Origin of the sequence: Candidatus Pseudomonas auctus, assembly GCF_048654275.1 — a bacterium.
Classification (GTDB): Bacteria; Pseudomonadota; Gammaproteobacteria; order Pseudomonadales; family Pseudomonadaceae; genus Aquipseudomonas; species Aquipseudomonas pharyngis.
The window spans coordinates 83,012-104,782 of sequence record NZ_JBJYZK010000001.1 but is presented as its reverse complement, the minus strand read 5'-3'; the positions used below and the strand labels follow the sequence as shown (position 1 = coordinate 104,782).

Sequence of the window (21,771 nt, the reverse complement as noted above, 5' to 3'; positions counted from 1 at the left end):
TGCTGATTCTCTACAGTTCCACCAGCCCGATATTCATCGTCAGGCCGTGTCTTTCAAACAAAAATAAAAGGACGCACCACCATGAAGAACGTAAAACGCAAGCTGCTGGCCAGCGCCCTGGCGCTGTTGTCGTTACCGGTTATGGCCGATGCTGCCCACCCGAAAATCGGCTTCTCCATCGATGACCTGCGGCTGGAACGCTGGTCCCGTGACCGGGATTACTTCGTCGCAGCGGCGGAAAAAATGGATGCCAAGGTCTTCGTGCAGTCGGCCGATGCCAACGAGCAGAAGCAGATTTCGCAAATCGAAAACCTGATTTCCCGTGGCGTCGATGTCATCGTCATCGTGCCGTTCAACGCCACCGTGCTGACCAATGCGGTGGCCGAGGCGAAGAAAGCCGGCATCAAGGTCGTGTCCTATGACCGTCTGATACTCAACGCCGATATCGACGCCTACATTTCCTTCGATAACGAAAAGGTCGGCGAGATGCAGGCCAGCGGCGTACTGCACGCAGCGCCCAAGGGCAATTACTTCCTGCTGGGTGGTGCGCCCACCGACAACAACGCGAAAGTCCTGCGCGAAGGTCAGATGAAGGTGCTGCAACCGGCCATCGACAAGGGTGATATCAAGATCGTCGGCCAGCAATGGGTGAAGGAATGGAACCCTACCGAGGCGCTGAGCATTGTTGAGAACGCCCTGACCCGCAACGACAACAAAATCGACGGCATTGTCGCCTCCAACGACGCCACGGCGGGCGGCGCCATTCAGGCCCTGGCCGCTCAGCAACTGGCCGGCAAGGTGCCGATCTCCGGACAGGACGCGGACCTGGCAGCGGTCAAGCGGGTCATCGCCGGCACGCAAACCATGACGGTGTACAAGCCGCTGAAACTGATTGCCTCCGAAGCCGCCAAACTCTCGGTGCAACTGGCGCGTAACGAGAAACCTGTCTACAGCTCGCAGTACGACAATGGCAGCAAAAAAGTCGACACCATCCTGCTCACCCCGACCCCGTTGACCAAGGACAACATCGACCTGCTGGAACAGGACGGCTTCTACACCAAGGCGCAGATCGCTGGTCAGTAACACTCTTTGAGTGATGCCCCCGCAGGCGTTCCGCTCCTGCGGGTTGAGCCCCGTATCTGCCGCTTATGAGTCTCTGCCATGTCCGACTACCTGCTGCAAATGAACGGCATCGTCAAAACCTTCGGCGGTGTCAAAGCGCTCAATGGCATCGACCTCAAGGTCCGGCCGGGTGAGTGCGTCGGGCTGTGCGGCGAGAATGGCGCCGGCAAGTCCACGCTGATGAAAATCCTGTCTGCGGTTTATCCCCATGGCACCTGGGACGGTGAAATCCTCTGGGACGGTCAACCGCTCAAGGCGCAATCGATCAGCGAAACGGAAGCCGCCGGCATCGTCATCATTCACCAGGAACTGACGCTGGTTCCCGACCTCTCGGTGGCCGAAAACATTTTCATGGGCCATGAGCTGACGCTGCCGGGTGGGCGGATGAATTACCCGGCGATGATCCACCGCGCCGAAGCTCTGATGCGTGAACTGAAAGTGCCGGACATGAACGTTTCGCTGCCGGTTTCGCAGTACGGTGGCGGTTATCAGCAACTGGTGGAAATCGCCAAGGCCCTGAACAAACAGGCGCGCCTGCTGATCCTCGATGAACCTTCGTCGGCCCTGACACGTTCGGAAATCGAGGTGTTGCTGGACATCATCCGCGACCTCAAGGCCAAGGGCGTCGCCTGCGTTTACATCTCGCACAAGCTCGATGAAGTGGCCGCCGTGTGTGACACCATTTCGGTGATCCGCGACGGTCAACACATCGCCACGACCGCCATGGAGAACATGGATATTCCACAGATCATCACCCAGATGGTCGGTCGGGAAATGAGCAACCTCTACCCCACCGAACCCCAAGACATCGGCGAGGTGATTTTCGAGGCGCGCCACATTACCTGCTACGACGTCGACAACCCCAAACGCAAACGGGTCGACGACGTTTCCTTCAGCCTCAAACGCGGGGAAATCCTCGGCATCGCCGGGCTGGTCGGTGCCGGCCGCACGGAGCTGGTGACCGCGCTGTTCGGCGCCTACCCCGGTCGCCACGAAGGCGAAGTCTGGCTGGACGGCCAACTCATCGACACCTGCACGCCGCTCAAATCAATCCGCGCCGGCGTGTGCCTGGTGCCCGAGGACCGCAAGCGTCAGGGGATCATTCCCGACCTGGGTGTCGGCCAGAACATCACCCTGGCCGTGCTGGACAGTTTCTCGAAACTGACCCGCATCGACGCCGAAGCCGAACTGGGCAGCATCGATCGGGAAATTTCCCGCCTGCACCTCAAAACCGCGAGCCCGTTCCTGCCGATCACCAGCCTGTCCGGGGGCAATCAACAAAAAGCCGTGTTGGCGAAGATGCTGCTGACCCGGCCCCGGGTGCTGATTCTCGACGAGCCGACCCGAGGGGTGGACGTCGGCGCCAAGTACGAGATCTACAAATTGATGGGGATGCTGGCCGCCGAAGGCGTGTCGATCATCATGGTGTCTTCGGAACTGGCCGAGGTGCTCGGCGTTTCCGACCGCGTCCTGGTCATCGGCGAAGGCCGGTTGCAGGGCGATTTCATCAACCATGAACTCACCCAGGAACAGGTGCTCGCCGCCGCACTCAGCCAGCCTGACAGCCATAACAATAAAGATCGGAAATCCGCGTAAATGAATCAGGTCAAACAACTCTTCACCCGCTACAAGATGCTCGCACTGGTGTTTGCCGTGGCGTTGATCTGGCTGTTCTTCAGCTGGCAGACCGAGGGCGGATTTCTGACGCCGCGCAACCTCTCCAACCTGCTGCGCCAGATGTCGATTACCGGGATCCTCGCCTGCGGCATGGTGCTGGTGATCATCAGCGGCGAGATCGATCTGTCCGTCGGCTCATTGCTGGGCCTGCTCGGAGGCGTGGCAGCCATTCTCGATGTTGTCTATCACATACCGCTGCTGGCGAATCTCAGCCTTGTGGTGGTGTGCGGACTGCTGATCGGCCTCGCCAACGGCTACATGGCGGCGTACCTGCGCATTCCGTCGTTCATCGTGGGGCTGGGGGGCATGCTGGCTTTTCGGGGGATTTTGCTGGGAATAACCGGCGGCACGACCATTGCGCCGGTGTCGCCGGAACTCGTCTACATCGGCCAGGGTTATCTGCCACATGCGGTTGGCGCAGGTCTGGGCGTCCTGCTGTTCGCACTGACGTTGTTCCTGACCTGGAAACAACGGCGCAATCGCGCCCTTCACGGTCTGGCAGCGCATTCATTGGTGCGTGACGTGGCACGCGTGTTGCTGATCGGCGCGGTGCTGGCCGGTTTCGTCCAGACCCTCAACAGCTATGACGGCATTCCCGTGCCGGTCCTGCTTTTGCTGATCCTGCTGGGCGGCTTCAGTTACGTGACCAGCCAGACCGTGTTTGGCCGACGCGTGTATTCGGTGGGCAGCAACATGGAAGCGACGCGCCTGTCCGGTATCAATGTGCAGGCCGTGAAGCTGTGGATCTTCGGGATCATGGGCGTGATGTGCGCCCTCGCCGGCGTGGTCAATACCGCACGTCTGGCCGCCGGCTCACCCTCGGCCGGCAGCATGGGCGAACTCGACGCCATCGCCGCCTGCTTCATCGGCGGCACCTCGATGCGCGGCGGTTCCGGCACAGTCTACGGCGCCCTCCTCGGTGCGCTGGTCATCACCAGCCTGGACAACGGCATGTCCATGCTCGACGTCGACAGCTACTGGCAGATGATCGTCAAGGGCAGCATTCTGGTGTTGGCTGTCTGGGTGGATGTGAGTACGCGGACTGGGCGGCGTTGACAGGCTGCTGCCGTCACAGGCCTTTATCCGGAGCGGGCCAAAGCCTAAATTGGCGTCCATGGCACCGGATCAAGTCGGTGCAATTTCATCGATAACCGAGGAAGTACAGATGGCACGCATTGTCAGGATTCATGAATACGGTGACGCGAGCGTCCTGAAACTGGAAAACGTCGACGTCCCGGCGCCCGCTGCGGACGAAGTGCAGATCGAGGTCAAAGCCTTTGGCCTGAATCGCGCCGAAGTGATGTTCCGCAACCACGCTTATCTGCAGGAAGCGGAGTTTCCCAGTCGACTCGGCTACGAGGCTGCCGGAGTGGTGGTGGCGGTTGGCGCCAACGTCAGTGAATTCAACATCGGTGATGCCGTCAGCCTGATTCCGCCGCTGGACATCGCACGCTGGGGTACTTACGGCGAACTGGCCAACGTGCCCGCCCACCTCACCGTCAAACACCCGCAAAACCTGTCGTTTGAACAAGCGGCGGCGTCCTGGATGCAATACGTCACCGCGTGGGGTGCGCTGGTCGAACAGGCCAAATTGCGAAAGGACGATTTCGTGATCGTCACCGCCGCCTCCAGCAGCGTCGGCCTGGCAGCCTTCCAGATCGCGAAAATGGTCGGCGCCACCTCGATTGCCGTCACCCGCACCCGCGCCAAGAAACAGGCTTTGCTCGACGCCGGCGCCGCGCACGTGATCGTCAGCGATGAAGAAGACATGGTTGCAGCCGTCATGGCGCTGACCGACGGCAAAGGCGCGCGGGTGGTGTTCGATCCGGTGGGCGGCCCGTCGTTCGAACCGCTGACCCAAAGCATGGCGCGCGGCGGCATTCTGCTGGAGTACGGCGCCCTGAGCCCTGAGCCGACACCGTTCCCGCTGTTCACCGTGTTGGGAAAATGCCTGACCCTCAAGGGTTACCTCTACTCGGAGGTCGTCTCCGATCCGGCCACCCTGGCACGCGCCAAGACTTTCATCGGCGACGGGCTGGCGTCAGGTGCGCTGCAACCGATCATTGCCAGGACATTCGCCCTGGATGACATTCAGGAAGCGCATCGCTTTCTTGAGGCCAATCAACAGGTCGGGAAGATTGTCGTCACGGTTTGAGGTGACGAGTCCCCTGCTCTTCTGTTTGCGGTAGAAACGACGAAAGCCTGCTTTTTTCAAAGCAGGCTTTCGTCTGTCCAACATCCGGTTATTTCTGATGCGCCGTCAGTGCGGCATAGCCGTTCATCAAGTTGCGGTAGTTCGGAATGCGCTGGGACAGCAGGTTGCCCAGGCCTTCGATGTCGTTGCGCCAGTCGCGGTGCAGTTCGCAGGCGACGGAGAACCAGTTCATCATCTGCGCGCCGGCCTGGGTCATGCGATTCCATGCGGCTTGTTGCACGGTGGTGTTGAAGGTGCCGGAGGCGTCGGTCACCACGAACACGTCAAACCCTTCCGCCAGCGCCGACAGGGTCGGGAACGCTACGCACACATCGGTCACGACACCGGCAATGATGATCTGCTTGCGGCCGGTGGCCTTGATCGCCTTGACGAAGTCTTCGTTGTCCCATGCGTTGATCTGGCCTGGACGGGCGATGTATGGCGCGTCCGGGAACATTTCCTTGAGTTCCGGCACCAGCGGGCCGTTCGGGCCTTGTTCAAAACTGGTGGTGAGGATGGTCGGCAATTCGAAGAATTTGGCCAGATCGGCCAGCGCCAGCACGTTGTTCTTGAACTCGTTTGGCGAGAAGTCCTGAACCAGAGAAATCAGGCCGGTCTGGTGGTCAACCAGCAGTACTACGGCGTCGTCTTTGTTCAGGCGGTTGTAGGTTGGAGTGCTCATGTGTGAATCCCTTTTTTGTTGTGGAAGTGCGTTTGCGTTCAAGATGGGCACAGATTACTGACTCGCCTGAACGCGATAAATCGTCTGAAAAGCGTTTCACCGTCAACTCAAAACGGACAATTCGTTCAAACTGCCGAGCAGATCACACAGCCAGCCCGACCTTCCCCCCGATCCTTGTCATACTGTTCACTCGCTCACAACGACAGCCAGGGAATGTTGATGCCCGGACGCAACACGCAAGCGCCCACCCCAGATGAAACACCGCGCGCGCCTCGCCAAGGCGTGAAGGCCGGCTCGACCTTTCGCCTGACCGTCAGTTTCATGCTGATGGTGGTCGTGGCTTTTTTGACCGTCGAGAGCTGGAGGACGTGGCGCGATTACCGTTCGGTGTTTGCTTCCGCACGCGATTCGGTGACCAACCTCGCCCGCGCCACGGCGCAACACGCCGAGGACACCATCCGCCAGGTCGATGTGCTGACCGCCGGGCTGGCCGAGCGGGTTGAAGGCGATGGGCTGCAGAACCTGGATGTGGCACGGATTCACAAGCTGCTCATCCAGCAGTCGAAAATCATGCCGCAGCTGCATGGCCTGTTCATCTACGGCCCGGACGGCCAGTGGATCGTGACCGACAAGGAGGTCACGCCCGAAACCGCCAACAACGCCGACCGCGATTATTTCCAGTACCACCGCACCCATGAAGACCGGCATGTGCGCATTGGTCAGGTGGTGGAAAGCCGTTCCACCCACGACCTGATCATTCCGATCTCGCGGCGTTTGAACAACCCCGACGGCTCGTTCGCCGGCGTGTTGCTGGGGACAGTCAAGGTCAGCTATTTCGTCGACTACTACGGTGACTTCCGCATCGATGACAAAGGCGCGCTGGTGCTGGCGATGCGCGACGGCACGATCCTCGTGCGCCGGCCGTTCATAGCTTCCGTAGTCGGCAAAAGCCTGGCGAACAGCGAGATCTTCAAGACCTACCTGCCCAACGCCAACCAGGGCATTGTCCAGATCAGGGCGGTGGTCGACGACACCGAGCGCCTTTATGGCTATCGCGCGCTGACCACCTACCCGCTGGTGGTCGAAGCCGGTTTGTCCCGTGACTCCATCATCGCGCCGTGGCGCCAGGACCTGCTGAAAAACGGCTTCGTGCTGGTGTTCCTGATTCTGGTGCTGGCCTGTTTCGGGCTTATCGTCCTGAGCCAGCTGCGTCAGCGGATGGCGATGGAACGGGAGATCCGTTCCGCGCACAAGACTATGCGCGACATGGCGCTGACCGACAGCCTCACAGGCCTCGGCAATCGCCGACGCCTGGACGCGGCGCTGACGGACGAGATTCGCCTGGCCCGGCGTCAGGGTTCGCCGCTGTCGTTGATCATGCTCGATGTCGACTACTTCAAGCGCTACAACGACCAGTACGGTCACGCTGCCGGCGACGACTGCCTGATCGCGGTCGGCGACGGTATCCGCAAAGCGCTCAAGCGGCCCTCAGACCTGGCCGTGCGCTACGGCGGCGAAGAGTTCACCGTGCTGTTGCCCAACACCGACAACGCCGGGGCGATTCAGGTGGCCGAAGACATTCTGCAGACCATTCGTTCACTGGAGCTTGAACATGCCGGGCATCCGCTGGGGTATGTCACCGCGAGTGCGGGGATCACCACGCGCTATCCGGTTGACGATGCGGTGACCCCGGCCACTTTGCTCAAGTCGGCGGACACTTGCCTCTATCAGGCCAAGCAACAGGGCCGGAACCGCTGGTGTTCGGCGCAGGCATCCCGGCAAATACAGCCGATTGCGGCCATGCCGCGTACCGATCGCTGAGAGCAACTACCACCCGCCAATTCCAGCGTCCTTCAAGTACATAAGCAGCGTCCTACATCAGCCGTCCCTCACGCCTGATTACGTGGGCGCCCTCGCCTTCGATACCGTCTGCTGCCTGCTCCGGACAGAACACAGACGATGCGAAGAAAAGGCGTCTTTCCACTGGACCACCCATAAGATCGACTCAAGCAACCAGGCACGAGAGGTGTCCATGAAACACAAGAAGCCAAAAGCTCAACCAGCGCTTGCTTCCAGACTTCGTGCCGAAGAGCCCGGTTTGCCCATCAGGGTTTCCGCTAGTCAGCGGCATTTTTTGAAAGTAGCCGCAACGTGTGGCAAAGAAATGGAGCCTGATGGTTGGCTCGCCGGTTGCGGGAAGACACCGTAACGATTTATTTACCGGCTCAACCTTGGAATCGGCCCACACTCCCTCATATCAAGGAACATCTGCGACCCATTCGAGAGGAAGGACATGCCATGACCACTCAAACCGAAACTGCGATTCTCGCCGGCGGCTGCTTCTGGGGCATGCAGGATCTGTTGCGCCGCTACCCCGGCGTGCTGCAGACGCGGGTCGGTTACACCGGCGGCGACGTGCCGAACGCCACTTACCGCAATCATGGCAACCACGCCGAAGCCATCGAAATCGTCTTCGACCCCGCCGTGATCAGCTATCGGCAGATCCTCGAGTTCTTCTTCCAGATCCACGACCCCAGCACACCCAACCGCCAGGGCAACGACCTCGGTCCGAGCTATCGTTCGGCGATCTACTACCTGAACGAGCAGCAACGCGATATCGCCGAAGACACTGCGGCCGATGTCGACGCGTCAGGCCTGTGGCCAGGTCGTGTGGTTACCGAAATTGAACCGGCGGGGCCGTTCTGGGAAGCGGAGCCGGAGCATCAGGATTACCTCGAGCGCATTCCGAATGGCTACACCTGCCACTTCATTCGTCCGAACTGGAAGCTGCCGAAACGCGGTTGAGGTGCAGCGGGGTCGGTGCGCAACGCGGTGTTCGTCGCGTTGTGCCTGATCCCTTTCTTCGCCAGACATGTAATACGTAGACAACCTCCCAGCTTGATCTAGCCTTGAAGGACATCACGCGGGAGTAGAACACCATGCCCCTCGTTCCCGGAAACCTGCTCGTCCTGCTGACTCTTGTCTGCATGGCAGCGCAGGCTCAAGGCGCAGATCCGCTTCAGCCGCCAGCCATCCTTCCCCTGCCATCCGAATCGGCGCCGCAAATCATCGCCTACCCGCCGCTCCCCGAGCCGCTCGCGCGCGGCGTTGTCATCATTCAGTACCGAACCGAACACGCCCGGATCATGCCGGTGTTTGGCAAAGTGGCAGCGGATGTGTCACCTCGTCTCGGTCACCTGCATGTCACGGTCGACGACTGGAAAGGCACGTGGGCGCACACCAGTGAAGATCCGATCATCCTGGTGGGGCTGACACCGGGCAAACACAAGGTTCTGCTTGAAGTGGCGGACCCGACTCACCGGATTCTCACCCGTGCGACAGTGGATTTTGTCGTTCCCGAGAAAACGCCCTGAAGAGGCCATACATCGAATAGCGCCCATGCCATCCACGCTCATCAGCCTCGTCACCTGGCTTGCCCTTGTAACGCCTGCCCAGGCTGACACCTGCCCCGCCGGCGAAAAACAAGTATGCCTCGACAGCTGCATTTGCCTGCCGGACCCGGGGCGTCTGTCTGAAGACCTCTTCCGGATCGCGGCTCCCGCTCTGGCGCTGGCGTTGACCCAGGCCCGCGCCGAAGCCGCCAACACCGACATCAAACCGATTCCCCCGCACATCCGGGAGCAACTGCTGCGCTGGTATGACCCAGGTGTCCTCGATGCCGTGCATTACAAGGTCACCAACGACGGCCAATACAACGCCGCCACGGCCATCCTGCAAAACCCGGATGTCGGTGCAGTGACGCTGATCGACATCATCCTGTTCCGCGACGCTGAAACCGCAGAACACAACGTCACGCTCTGGGCACACGAACTGAAGCACGTGCAGCAGTTTCAGGAATGGGGAGTCGACGGGTTTGCGCAGCGCTACACGCAGGATTTCAACGCGGTCGAGGCACCGGCCTACGCGATACAGGGCGAAGTCAGACGTTGGCTGCGAGCCGAAGCCCGGTGATCGGACATCCCCTGCGTCCATGCCGGGGGGCAGCCCCACCGTTCAAGCACCAGAAAAACCTAGGCCTTGCCCGCCGCAACCGCTGCCCTCGCCTGCCCGTGCTGGCGCGTGGTCACCAGACCGATAAAGGAAATTGCCAGCGCCAGGCCGATGGTCGACGTCACTTCCAGACGATGCTCGGGCGTGACCATCATCACCGCCAGCGCGGCGCAGATGAACGCGATCACCAGCCACGTCAGCCATGGAAACAGCCACATGCGAAACGTCAGCTCGACGTTCTGCCGACGCAACATCCGGCGCATGCGCAATTGCGAAACCGCGATCACCAGATACACCAGCAACGCAATCGCACCGGAACTCGCGAGCAGAAACTGGAACAATCCGGCCGGCATGAAATAGCTGAACAGCGTCACCCCGGCACCGATCACGGTGCTGGCAATCACCGCCGCTCTCGGCACACCCGCCGCGGAGGTCACTTTCAGCGGTTGCGGAGCATCGCCGCGTCGACCCAGCGAGAACAGCATCCGCGAGGAAATGTAGATCGAGGAATTCATGCAACTGGCCACCGCGATCAGCACCACTACATCGACCAGGAATTTGGCGTTGGGAACGTTCATCAACTCCAGCGCGCGCTGGTAAGAACCGACGGACGCCAGCAGCGGATCGTTCCAGGGCACCACGGAAATCACCACGAAAATCGACAGCAGATAAAACACGCCGATACGCCAGATCACCGAGCGCGTGGCCTTGGCGATGTTCTGCGCCGGGTTGCTCGATTCGGCTGCCGCGATGGTTACCGCCTCCGTCCCGATAAAACTGAACATGATGGTGATGAAGGCCCCGACCACCGCCGACAAGCCATTGGGCGCAAACCCGCCGTGCTCTTCCATCAAGCGGCTCAACCCGCTGGCCTCACGTTCGGGAATCCAGCCCATCAAGACCGCAAAACCCAGACCGATGAACCCGATGATCGCCACCACCTTGGCCATCGCGAACCAGAACTCGAACTCACCGTACTTGGACACGCTGAACAGGTTGGTCACCACCAGCAAAATGATCGACAACAACGCGAACAACCACGCATCGACCTGGGGAAACCACTGATTCAACACATGCCCGGCGGCCAGCGCTTCGATCGGAATCACCAGCACCCAGAACCACCAATACAACCAACCAATGGTGAACCCCGCCCAACGGCCGATGGCCTGATCGGCATAGGTGGAAAACGATCCCGTGTCTGGATGGGCCACGGCCATTTCACCGAGCATGCGCATGACCAGCACGACCAGCAGACCGGAGAAAAGATAAGCGAGCAAGACGGCCGGGCCGGCGGCGGCAATGGCGTGGCCGGAGCCGACAAACAGCCCCGCACCGATGATGCCGGCAATGGAAAGCATGGTGACGTGACGCGGCTTGAAGCCCTGCGCCAACTGACCGTTCGAGTCCTTCGAGTTCAGGCTATTCATTGTTTTTGTTGTTCTCTGGTGATCGACGTTTGGGCGTACTGACGACGTGTCAGGCGATCATCATTTCTTCCTCTTGCCCTGCTCCAGAGCGGCGCACCTCAAGCGCTGCAGCGTTACAAATCGGTCGGACGACGACGCAGGGCGATGAAATGATGCGTCACCTTACGTGCCCGGCGTTGATCGCAAATAGCCTGGGAGCGGCATGGACGGGTCTGATTTCGACATGAGTCGACCTCGCGCAAAAAACAAAGGCAGCACCCGCTTTCGCGAGGTGCCACCTTCATCAATTGCCGCTCATCAGGCCTTGTTGCCTGCTTCTTCCAAAGCCTTTTCAGCATTGAACCCGTCGAAGTTCTCGAACACGCCCATAAAGCCCGGCACGGTCACTGCTCGCGCCCAGTCGCGCTGCAGTTCGCAGTACATCTGCACGCGGCTGATGAGCCTTGCGCCCGCCTGCTCCATTCTGCGCAACGCCGCCTCGTGTGCGGCGAGCGATGTGCCGCCAACCGCATCGACCGGCACATACACTTCATAACCTTCCTGAATGGCGTCGAGCACCGGGAAAGTCAGACAGGCTTCGGTCCAGAGTGCAGTCATGATGAGTTTCTTGCGTCCAAGCGCCTTGACCGCCTGTTTGAATTCCGTGTCCTCCCAACTGTTGATCGAGGTGCGGTCATAGGTCGGCAGGTGACCGAGCACCTGTTGCAGCTCCTGAATCGGCGGTTTGTTGCGGCCGGTCGCGACATTGACAGTCGAGTGGATGATCGGAAGGTCGTAGTTGACCGCCGCCCTGGCGACGCTGGTGATGTTGAAGACGAGTTCGTCACGCGGCATCGAGCGGATCGAGGAAACCTGAACAGGCTGATAATCGATGATGATCAACGCCGAGTTTTCCGGGGTCAGCAACTGATCGGTCTGGGCGTTGCGGAGCGTTTCGCTTGCCATGGGCAAATCCTTTTTATGGGTGACGCACGTTGGTGAAAGGGCCGAAGCCCGTGCGGAAAATCAATTCCAGGAAAGGCGAAAAGCCTGAGGTGCCTGGAAAATCCATTGTGCTGTTCCCATGTTCGAGGCAGTAGTAGCATCACGCGATGTGCTGTGTCGCACAACGGGGAACGCAAGCATGGATATCGAAGAACTACAGACCTTCGTGGAAGTGGCTGACGCCGAGGGCATTTCGCAGGCTGCACTGCGTCTTGGCGTATCGAAGTCGATCGTCAGTCGCCGCCTGGCCCGCCTTGAAACCGAACTGGGTGTGCAGCTGCTGGCACGCTCGACGCGCGGATCGGCACTCACGGAGGCCGGTGTGATATTCCGGGACTATGCCGCCAGGGTCTGCACCGAGATCAACGTCGCCAAGGAAACCATCCTGCCCGCCGGCGCGCTCCGCGGCCGACTGCGCGTGGCCGTCCCGCTGTCGTTCGGCCCGACTCACTTCGCGCCGGTGCTGGCGGAAATGGCGCGCCGTCACCCTCAGTTGCATATGCAGACTTGCTACAGTGATCGCTTCGTTGACCTCATCACCGAGGGCTACGATTGCGCCATTCGAGTGGGTTATCTGAAGGACTCCAATCTGATCGCAAGGCGTATTGGCCCGGTCTTCACCAAGCTCGTCGCGAGCGCGGACTACATCAAGGCCCACGGCGCCCCTGAGAAACCGGACGACCTGGTCAACCATGAGGCGCTCATGCAGGGCACCGAAGCCTGGCAATTCATGGACGGCGACAAAACCGTCACGGTTCGTCCGCAAGGACGCTTCAAGGCCGACAACGGCACCGCCCTCGTCGCCGCTGCCATCGCAGGCCTCGGCGTCGCCTACCTGCCCGACTGCCTCACCCACGAGCACTTGGCATCGGGCGCACTGATGCAGATCATGACAAACCATCCCCCACCCCAGGCCGGCGCCTACATTCTCCGCCCGCCGGGTCCGCATCCCGCCCGGAAAATACGCGTGCTCACCGAGCTGCTGATCGAGTTCTTCGGTGAATCTCCGCACCTGGCGGTGCAGCCGCTGTCACATCAGGAGGATGCGCTGACGCCTACCTGAACCCACACAGGAGATGTGATTTGCTGCAACGCCCGCAACAGTCAATGCGTCGAACTGCGTTTCTCGCAGACACAACGGCGCTGATCCTGTTCTTCACAACCACCGGCATCATCAATGAACGATTCATTGCCGGCATGACGTGGGATCAGGTTCTTCATGCGCGCCTTGTGGGCGCCGTATTGATGGTGCCAGTCGCAAGGCCTTACGGCCTGTGGCGGGACTGGGTGATGAAGCGAGCCAGTCCGCGTCGGGTTTCCAGGTTGCTGTGGGACAGCTTCGCCCTCGTCAGTTTCCAGGTCCCCCTCTATGCAGCGATCATTGCCTCCAGTGGGGCATCGGGAGGTGAGTTGATTCGCGGAACGCTCGGTGCGGCATTGATGATGCTGGCGCTGGGGCGACCCTACGGCGCATTTCTCAACAGGGTGCGCAAGGTATTCGGCTTGCCTCCGGGTGGCGACAAGCCGATGTCGCTGAACAGTTGAGCGACCGCCGGCTTCAGCCCTTGGTCAGATCAACCAACGGTGCCTGTCGCACCTCGGTCTCCCGCCCGCCCTGAATGTCGCTCACCTGCTTCAAGGCCTTGTCCACGGCCGCCTTATCCGCCAACAAGCTGTAGCTGATGCGGAAGTTTTTGTGTTCCTTCGGCCCGATTGTCGGTACCAGGTTCAGTGGCCGCTGATAACGGCGGTTGTAGGAAAAACTCGTCCCCGGCTCCAGCCCGGTGACATAACCCTGGCCTTGGGTATCGGTGTTCTTCCACAGGGAAAACACCGGCAATGTCTGCGTATTGAAGCCAACCGAAACGCCCAGGCTGCCGGCCTTGTTATGCAACACGGTCAACGTATCGCCCTTGGCATCGGCATACGGCACCACGTTGTAAACCGTTTCGTCGTAGTCCTTGGTCGGTGCGCGGTAGGTTTGCCACTCAGCCAAATCGCCCTTGGCCTTGTCGTTGAACGGCGACACTTGTTTCACCGGCGCGGCGAAACGAGCGCCTTGCTCCAGGAACGGGGTGCTGAAATTGCTGTGGTACAGCGCCTGGTACTCCTTCGGATAGTCACCGTTGTTGGTCAGGGTGTCGTTAAGGGCGAACACGACGCTGCCGGGTTCGGTGACCAGTTCGGTGGCGACGGAGAAGTCGACTTTCTTGAACGCCTGCTCTTTCAGTTCACCGCGCAGAGTGATGGCGTACGGTGGCGTTTCATCGATGTGCAAGGTGACTTTGTTCGCCGGAATGTTGGCGGCCCGACCATGCAGGGTCAGCAGTTCGCCGTTGTCGACGCCGGGGTGGCCGACCCATTCGTATCCGCAGCGGGTCACCAACTCATTGAAACCCTCCAGCCAGCCCAGACCACCGCGGCCATTGAGTTCGATGAAGGACGGATTGACCACCTCCTTGACCGGCGAATCCCAACCCATGCGCACATCGCCGACCGAGGCCTGCAAGACGTTCATTCCCCGCGTCGGCACCACTGAGAGTTTCATCGTGCCGTTATCGATGTCGACAATGCTGACGCCCTCCTGCCGACCACCATGCAAGGTGCGCAGGCTGACGCTGAAGGGTTTGTCGGTTTTCACGCCGAGTTGCTGGCTGGTGATCTGCCAGTTCTGAGCGGCTTTGTCGGTGTCGAGCAGAACGTAATCCCAGGCCATGGCGTGGGAGGCAGCGGACAGTGCGCTGAGGGCAACAACGAGTTTGAGCGGGGTCATGGAAACAGCCTTTTCTTGGAGTTGTGCGGTTTTTATAAACCTGCTGAAACGTTTCATCAAGCTTAAAAAGCGACGCGTGTTGGTAGATGCCGAGAAAGAATGGGTACGGACAGGAAAATTGAAATCGATGGGATCGCGTTGTCCCGCCGAGCGACATGGCGAGGGACTTGTTTAAGCGTTTTTCGAATGATGTTTAGAAACGCCCGGCATTACTTCCCCACGGCTACAGCGTCTTGCGTCATTGCCTACGACTACGCCAGAATCCGCCGGCTTGTGCGTCTGGGGTGCGGGTTTTATCGTTTCCGGGTCACTGAAAAACAGTGATCGGGTTTGGTAGCCCGGATTACCTGTCGCATCGCAACACCAGATTGCAGGGACTCTTTCGTCCTCTGTTTTATGGTGGCCATGCGTAGGGCGTCTTCGGACGCGCCGGGTATCCAGGTGACCGGTCTACCAACCTCCGTATGGCCACCACCCTCGTTTGGTAGCGAGGCTGATGGCTCCACTTTCTCACCCTGGAGTTACATCTATGTTCAAGCCAACACCGAACCCACCAGAAACCGATCCGGTTTCCCCCTACAAATTCCCCGACTCCCGAGCCCTGAACGAAGCCGCCGAACGCGCCCTCGATCACTATCTCACCCCGCAGCAACGGATCATGGGCAGCCACCACAAACACGACCCCATGTACATGGCCAACCCGGCCTACAACACCGAATCACTCCTGGCCAACGCCAGCGAATCATTGGGCTCGGCCAGCGAAATGCTCAACAACTTTGCGGCCACGCTGGAGCCTGCCCATCGCAAGACTGCGATCGGGATTGCGCAGTTGGTGATGTTGAGTGAGTTGGCGGTGAATCAGGCGTTGGACCATGTTGAGGTGAAGACCTAAACCCCTGCCCTCTAAAGCGCCCGGATAGTAAGCAGCGATAGAGGGAATGAGCGTTGCCTGTAGCTGCCATGGTAAATGGCAGCTATCGGCCAAAAGCGGACGTCGGGTGTCTACGAAACCTGAGGCGATTCAGCAATCGGTTAACGGACGTTCAGCATCATTAGTCTTATGGTCTGTCCTCGATAGTCATGTAGTCTTGATGAACGCCCTTTTTGACAGGGGTGATCCGTAGTTAAGCGCCCCAAAATTCGAATATCATGCTCAAATCCATCGAAACTGCTGATGTTAATTTGATGGGATGAATGCTCACCGAATAGGAGAAATTTATGAGCATCGCTGGTATCCGTTCCAATCGAGGTGACATTTACCAGACGTTGGTGGCATTTGATTGGGCATTGACAGTACTATCCGATCAAGACTTTCAATGGCTCGAAATAGATTCGATCAGCTACTCCGTAGATGACGTGGTAGTAGGCAAAACTGACGGAACACTGATTGCGTGTCAGTGCAAAAAAAATCAAACCGATTTCAAATCTTGGTCGATAAGCGATCTCGCAGATGAGTTGGGTAAAGCCTCCTGCTTGCTGGAAGATAATCCGAACGTAAATATTCGTTTCTATTCAAGAAACAACTTTGGCCCTCTTGCAAAATTAAGAGAACACAGTTCTACCCAGCATGATGAAGCGAGCTACCTAGCAAGTCTAGGCCAAGAGCACCAAGCAGTAGATAAAAATTTTTCGGCGCTACTTGCTAAATTCTCCCCCGATCTTTCCACCTATAAATTCCTGTGCCGAACGAACTTTGTCACCAGTGATGACCTAGATCGTATGGAGGAACTGCTCCGCGAACGTTTACGCAACCTGGTGAGCAATACTGACGCGGCATTCGCGGCACTTTGGGCTAGCCTCGACCAACTCGGCGCGCGCACAGGGGGCGATAGCACAACTACAGCGTCGCAGCACCGATTAACTAAAAGCGACCTCAAGACTATTCTTCAAAAGGCGGGAGCAACACTAGTTCCGCCAATGAATCTTACTGAGGTACGTCTTTCTTTTTCCAGTACCTCTGCCATTGGCAGATCGTGGCGAAGGGATATTGCGGGCCATCGTATTTCAAACCCAACCCTGGATGAGCTACTTGTATCCATTGATGATAAAAAAAGATCCATCCTGCTGACGGGCCTTCCGGGATCGGGTAAAACGTGCGTGATGCTTGCGCTACAAGAAACATTGGAGAAGCGGGCCGAAAGAAATTCTGACATCGTGCCACTCTTTATCCAGTCCCGCGAATTCGCCGACTTGGCTACATCGGAAGATCGTCGAGCCCAAGGCCTGTCTGAGCAATGGGTCGAAAAAGCTGCTCGATTGGCTGAAAATGCTCAAGTAATTGTAGTAGTTGACTCTTTGGATGTGCTGTCCATCGCCCGCGATCATCGCGTTCTTCAATATTTTCTTGCGCAGATAGACCGCCTGCTACTGATTCCTAATATTACTGTCGTTACTGCCTGCCGTGACTTCGACAAGCAGTACGACCGGCGAATTGCCGAACGACAATGGGATTGCGAATTTAAGTGCCAACCGATGGACTGGGAGTCCGACATTGCACCCTTACTTGATACGCTAGGAATTGCGACTGCAACCATTGATGGCGCTACTCGCGTGCTGATAAGAAATCCACGCGAACTAGCATTGTTTGTTGAACTGGCCCAACGAGGCGGTAGCTTCAACGTTGTGACTAGCCAAGCACTAGCACAACGCTATCTCGATACGATCGTGCGAGCCGACAACGCTTTGGGAGATGCGGCAATACAAGCAATTGAATCAATTGCCTCGGAAATGCTGAAATTAAGAAGCTTGGCGGTGCCGCATCAGCGTTTTTCAGCCTCTCAAGACATTCAGCGGAAACTGTGTAGCTTAAATGTGCTGCGAGAAACCCAGGATGGAAAGCTGACATTCGGCCATCAAACCCTATTGGATGTATTGGTGGTAAGCGGAGCCGTGCGAGCTGGCGTTACTTTGAATAAGTTCATACACGGCTTACCGCCAGTACCCTTTGTGCGCCCCAGCATCCGCAGTTTTGTCGCACAGTTGGCACTAGGTGAGCGTCGTGAATTTAGAAAACAAATTAGAGCCGTCTTGACTGGTAGCGCGGCCTTCCACATCAGGCGCCTAGTAGCGGAGTCATTTGCCGAGCAGATGCCCCAGGAAGAAGACTGGCCATTGCTACGTGATTTGCGGGAAAAACACCGTGATATTTTTCAGGTGATCTATGCCTTAGCTAGTGCGATCGAGTGGCATCGTTTCTGGCTCAAACATCTAGTTCCAACTCTGAAGTCTGCACAGGATACCGACGGATTTATGGGGCATGCTTATCGCATTGCTCAATGGAGTAATGAAGATTGTGCGGGAGTGTTGTCATTCTGGATGGATGCGCTTTCACTAGGCTGGCTTGATAGAAATGAAATTGCTGACCGACTCGGAATCCACCTGTCTGAAATCAAATTAGAAAACATGGCACTGGTTGCTCCATTACTAGAGCGGCTGATCAATATGCCGCTAACTGAGCACAGCGTTCTTGGCCGGGTCATCGCTAAATGTGTGGAGGCAGGTGTAGTGGAAGATGCCCTGCTCTGGCGGTATATCGCAGGCGACATTAACGAGGAGGATTTACTTAAATTCAGACTCAGTAACAAGTTGCGTTGCCAAAAACATGAATTCGGGGGGCGGGATGAAAATTTTATAGGTAAACGCATGTTGCAATCCGTTGCGCTGCTGGATTTAGCAATAGAGTCAATCGAGCGCTGGAGCAATGTTCGCGCCTTACGCTATGGTAATACTCGCATAGGCTACAGAAATGGTTTTTTGAACGAGAGTTCATACGAAGATTTGCATAGCCAAAGAGATACAGTTCATTTGAGCAGCATGAACGTTCTACTTGATGCGGTTGAAGCGGCCATACTGCAGCAAGCAAAAAATAACTCAGGCTGGTGGCAAAAAAACAAAGAGCGCCTTTGTTTTAATCATGAAGGGGCGTTGCTATATTTCGCCATACTCGCCTGCACTGCCTCGCCTGCAGCGAATATTGAAATAATAGCCCGCATGTTGTGTGACACAAGGATGTTGGAGTTTGAATTATCTTACGAGCTGGGTTCGCTAATACAGTCTGCATTTAATCTTTTGGCCGTGCCAATGCAAGATGCAGTGACGACGAGCATTTTAACTATTTGGAACGAAGAAGTTACCGAGGAATCCAGACTTTGGGTATTGAGAACGCAAGCGGAGCTGATTTTGCCGATTCCTTGCTACCTGCGCTCCCCCGAAGTGCAAGCGGTGGTGGATTCATATGAGGAAAAAGCAGGAGTACTGGTTCGTCAGCCGAAAATACGTTCTGCTGGCGGAATGGTAAGCGCACCATTCTCATTTGAAATATTTTTAGGTGCGAGCGATAGCGGGGTGTTGAAATTATTAGCGCATTACAACGGATACTCGAGATGGGATAGGCCTGACTTTCTTATCGGCGGCGAGCGGGAGGTTGGCTGGCAGTTGCGAGAAGCCTCATCTCGGAACCCCTCCCGTTTCTTGGGCTTTTTGTCTATTCACTGGTTAGTAATTCCAGAAAGTTTTCGTGATGACATTATGGATGGGGTAGCTACATATCTAGCATATCGTTATGGAAATTTACGCCCCCACGATGCATGGCAATCGGTCGAAGAGCCTCAGGCCTCCCTCTTGGTATGCCGAATATTTGATGAGCTAGAGCTTCATTCAGCCGAATGGCTACACAAACGCTCCACGGCCAAAGCGCTTGAAGCCTGTGCAAACGTCATACAGGATGCTCGCGAGGCATCGCGGCTCATATCTTTGGCCGAAGACTTTGTGGGACTTCAAGAGGCTGATCCAATCGAGGGGGAAGGTGTAGATTTAATTGATCTAGGAATCAATATGGCAAAGGGAGACGTTTCTGATGCCTTGATGATCTTGGCTAATAATTTCCTACAGAGCGGGATTGAATTTCCTGAATTGCTAGCGCCTATGTTGCGCCGCTTTGCGAGTGACGAACACCCTGCTATCCGTGCCATGATCTTACGTCGCTTACCGTATTTGCAAAGCACTTATTTCGATTTAGGATGGGAGCTGTTCGACCTAGCCATAAAAGATGGAGGTGGACTTTGGCAAGTCGCCGAACCGTGTCTTTATTATTCTTACCACAATCATTTTGAAGTAGTAAGACCTCTGCTAGCGTGTCTTCGCAACAAGGGGAGCGGCAAAGACCTAGAAACATGGGGACGTATTTCAGCTTTAGCTACCTTAACCCAGCACATCAACTTTTTGGAATTCCTAGGAGACTTGAACGCTCTGGATAACATAGACGCTTGGCGTGGTGCTGCAACCGTGTGGACAAACCATGGAAATATTCGGCAGAATCGAGAACAGTGTCTTGCTGGTATAAAGTCAGGTTTAAACACAGGCGGAACTTGTGCCCTAAGCGTTGCCGAGCAGATGACCCAAATATTCAACGATGAAGCTGATGCGATTTCGGTTCCAGTAGAACTAATTGATTGCTGTTTTTCAGTATTTGAAAATGATGACGATAGCGAAAATAGACATCATCGTCTCTTCGGATTTCATGAATGGCTTAACGCGATTGTACAAAATGATCCAGAAAAAGCTTTGTACGCAACCGAACGCTATCTGGCTTATGTCCGTCATGAAAAACGACATTTATTTGATCATAAAAATAGTCTTACCCAGCTTATGACCCGGCTCTTTGCGGAATCAGAAGAACGAGAAGAATTTGACTGTGGAGCGATGCTGGAACGCGTTGTGGGAATACAAGACACTCTACTTTCACTTGGAGTCAATGGCGTAGTCGATTGGCTGAAGGCTGCCGAACGACCGTGATGGTTGCATGCAGTCGACTCTGATCTTTACATTCCATATCGTACAGGACAGAGATGCATACCTGGGTGGGGGGCATGGCCCAGCAGATCTACTCGTTTCGCTCGCCCCTCAACTTCCAATCTAGGCTTGGATTTCCACCCAGAAAAAAATGGCCAGCAAAATAGGACAGATTAATTTTTCATAATGAGCAGCTGCCTTTTGCCAGTGGCAGTCCTTGAGCGAACGTCCGCTCATGGCCGAGAGCAGCCGCTCGCGAACGGCGGTTCTCGACCATAGGTGAACAAGTCAACTGCTCACTATGAGCCATTGGATAGTTTCAACAACTGAGTAAATCGGGAAATAGCGATGTTTATATCCACCATGGTTTCCCCATCCCACTCCTCGATGGTTTTCAACTCAATCCTCAATGCGGCTATTCGGTCTTCGATCTCTGCTATCTCTGCAGGTCCGCAGTGAGCGGCAATCGCCTCCCATTTTTCTTGAGGAATCCCCTGCTGGATGCATAACCCTTCACGCGCCTGCGTGATCAAAGTGGACAATATGCTCATGTGATTCTCTACCTGGAGATGTCGATCCGAGGAAAGAACTGTGTTCTTCAGAAAATACACAGCCCTCCATGCGCCTACTTTGAAACTCTGATTACGCCCTCCCCATCTCCTCATACGAAACATCAACAACCGAAACGCCCTCCCCCCAGGCAGCTTCAATAAACGCCCGAACAATCTCCGCCAGCATCTCGACCTCCCCACCCTCGACGATGACACACGCAATACGCCCGACAGACCAATCCATGACCCTGCATTGCGGATACTTCGCAAGCAGCGCGGCAAAAACCTTCTGAGGCGCCAATTCGCCCGTGTACATGAAGTCGAAGTACGGCTCGCTCGAATCCTGCAGCGGATACACCAGAACCCAGCCATTCGATGCACCGTCAAACCACATCGAAACATAACGACTCGCCCACTCCGGTCCGCCATGTTTGATGAGGCGAAGTACCTCGATGATCGAATGACAATCGGGTATCCGGGTCATGCAATCAGGGTCAAACACGCGAGGGGGTTCGGCGGCGGCGCTGGCCAGAAGGGCAGCCATTAATTCTTTTCTCTTC

At 56.9% G+C, this 21,771-nt stretch carries 18 protein-coding genes; 12 read left to right on the top strand and 6 right to left on the bottom strand.

The features are described from left to right. Positions 1-81 precede the first annotated feature (81 nt). From xylF to ACKUG4_RS00375, 4 genes are all read left to right on the top strand, one after another. Positions 82-1,083: a D-xylose ABC transporter substrate-binding protein gene (gene xylF / locus ACKUG4_RS00390; RefSeq protein WP_445433120.1), complete on the top strand. Its 1,002-nt coding sequence runs from the start codon at positions 82-84 to the stop codon at positions 1,081-1,083. Between the two features lie 78 nt (positions 1,084-1,161). Beyond that, positions 1,162-2,718, top strand: coding sequence for a D-xylose ABC transporter ATP-binding protein (gene xylG / locus ACKUG4_RS00385; RefSeq protein ID WP_445433119.1), 1,557 nt, complete (start codon positions 1,162-1,164; stop codon positions 2,716-2,718). Next, positions 2,719-3,855 carry a sugar ABC transporter permease gene (locus ACKUG4_RS00380; protein WP_039771099.1) on the top strand — a complete coding sequence of 379 codons (1,137 nt, stop codon included), beginning with the start codon at positions 2,719-2,721 and terminating at the stop codon, positions 3,853-3,855. It begins immediately after the preceding gene. 109 nt (positions 3,856-3,964) lie between these two features. Beyond that, positions 3,965-4,954 carry a zinc-dependent alcohol dehydrogenase family protein gene (locus tag ACKUG4_RS00375; RefSeq protein WP_445433118.1) on the top strand — a complete coding sequence of 330 codons (990 nt, stop codon included), beginning with the start codon at positions 3,965-3,967 and terminating at the stop codon, positions 4,952-4,954. Positions 4,955-5,042: 88 nt separating this feature from the next. Here ACKUG4_RS00375 and ycaC read toward each other — a convergent pair whose 3' ends face one another. Next, on the bottom strand, positions 5,043-5,675 hold the full coding sequence (gene ycaC, locus ACKUG4_RS00370; protein ID WP_007958138.1) for an isochorismate family cysteine hydrolase YcaC: 633 nt from the start codon (positions 5,673-5,675) through the stop codon (positions 5,043-5,045). 219 nt (positions 5,676-5,894) lie between these two features. Here ycaC and ACKUG4_RS00365 point away from each other — a divergent pair, with 219 nt between their 5' ends. The 4 genes from ACKUG4_RS00365 to ACKUG4_RS00350 all read left to right on the top strand — a co-directional run bounded on the left by ACKUG4_RS00365 (position 5,895) and on the right by ACKUG4_RS00350 (position 9,647). Beyond that, positions 5,895-7,496, top strand: coding sequence for a sensor domain-containing diguanylate cyclase (locus tag ACKUG4_RS00365; protein ID WP_445433117.1), 1,602 nt, complete (start codon positions 5,895-5,897; stop codon positions 7,494-7,496). Positions 7,497-7,973: 477 nt separating this feature from the next. Further along, entirely contained in the window at positions 7,974-8,480 is a 507-nt protein-coding gene (msrA, locus tag ACKUG4_RS00360) for a peptide-methionine (S)-S-oxide reductase MsrA (protein ID WP_011333723.1), read from the top strand. Positions 8,481-8,614: 134 nt separating this feature from the next. Continuing rightward, the gene (locus tag ACKUG4_RS00355) at positions 8,615-9,049 is read left to right on the top strand and encodes a DUF6130 family protein (protein WP_445433116.1); all 435 of its coding nucleotides are present in this window, start codon (positions 8,615-8,617) and stop codon (positions 9,047-9,049) included. 25 nt (positions 9,050-9,074) lie between these two features. Then, positions 9,075-9,647: an eCIS core domain-containing protein gene (locus tag ACKUG4_RS00350; protein ID WP_445433115.1), complete on the top strand. Its 573-nt coding sequence runs from the start codon at positions 9,075-9,077 to the stop codon at positions 9,645-9,647. A 59-nt stretch (positions 9,648-9,706) separates the two neighbouring features. Here the strand turns inward: ACKUG4_RS00350 and gabP are convergent, their stop codons facing one another. Both gabP and ACKUG4_RS00340 read right to left on the bottom strand, forming a co-directional pair. Beyond that, a complete protein-coding gene (gene gabP, locus ACKUG4_RS00345; protein WP_445433114.1) occupies positions 9,707-11,113 on the bottom strand; it encodes a GABA permease in 1,407 nt (468 codons plus the stop codon). A gap of 297 nt (positions 11,114-11,410) precedes the next feature. After that, on the bottom strand, positions 11,411-12,058 hold the full coding sequence (locus ACKUG4_RS00340; RefSeq protein ID WP_445433113.1) for a hydrolase: 648 nt from the start codon (positions 12,056-12,058) through the stop codon (positions 11,411-11,413). 178 nt (positions 12,059-12,236) lie between these two features. Between ACKUG4_RS00340 and ACKUG4_RS00335 the strand changes: the two genes are divergently transcribed. Next, the gene (locus ACKUG4_RS00335) at positions 12,237-13,160 is read left to right on the top strand and encodes a LysR family transcriptional regulator (RefSeq protein ID WP_445433112.1); all 924 of its coding nucleotides are present in this window, start codon (positions 12,237-12,239) and stop codon (positions 13,158-13,160) included. A 20-nt stretch (positions 13,161-13,180) separates the two neighbouring features. Beyond that, the gene (alaE, locus tag ACKUG4_RS00330; RefSeq protein ID WP_064595710.1) at positions 13,181-13,642 is read left to right on the top strand and encodes an L-alanine exporter AlaE; all 462 of its coding nucleotides are present in this window, start codon (positions 13,181-13,183) and stop codon (positions 13,640-13,642) included. 13 nt (positions 13,643-13,655) lie between these two features. On the opposite strand, the gene ACKUG4_RS00325 is transcribed toward alaE, so the two are convergent. Then, entirely contained in the window at positions 13,656-14,870 is a 1,215-nt protein-coding gene (locus ACKUG4_RS00325) for an aldose 1-epimerase family protein (protein WP_445433111.1), read from the bottom strand. A gap of 529 nt (positions 14,871-15,399) precedes the next feature. On the opposite strand from ACKUG4_RS00325, the gene ACKUG4_RS00320 reads away from it, so the two are divergent. Both ACKUG4_RS00320 and ACKUG4_RS00315 read left to right on the top strand, forming a co-directional pair. Then, positions 15,400-15,762 (top strand): DUF6124 family protein, encoded by a 363-nt coding sequence (locus ACKUG4_RS00320; protein WP_445433110.1) that lies wholly within the window; start codon positions 15,400-15,402, stop codon positions 15,760-15,762. A gap of 326 nt (positions 15,763-16,088) precedes the next feature. Next, positions 16,089-20,663, top strand: a complete 4,575-nt coding sequence (locus ACKUG4_RS00315; RefSeq protein ID WP_445433109.1) for an AAA family ATPase — start codon at positions 16,089-16,091, stop codon at positions 20,661-20,663. Between the two features lie 296 nt (positions 20,664-20,959). Here ACKUG4_RS00315 and ACKUG4_RS00310 read toward each other — a convergent pair whose 3' ends face one another. Together ACKUG4_RS00310 and ACKUG4_RS00305 are read right to left on the bottom strand one after the other, a co-directional pair. Beyond that, the gene (locus ACKUG4_RS00310; protein WP_445433108.1) at positions 20,960-21,211 is read right to left on the bottom strand and encodes a hypothetical protein; all 252 of its coding nucleotides are present in this window, start codon (positions 21,209-21,211) and stop codon (positions 20,960-20,962) included. 91 nt (positions 21,212-21,302) lie between these two features. Next, positions 21,303-21,755 (bottom strand): hypothetical protein, encoded by a 453-nt coding sequence (locus ACKUG4_RS00305; RefSeq protein ID WP_445433107.1) that lies wholly within the window; start codon positions 21,753-21,755, stop codon positions 21,303-21,305. Positions 21,756-21,771: the final 16 nt, after the last annotated feature.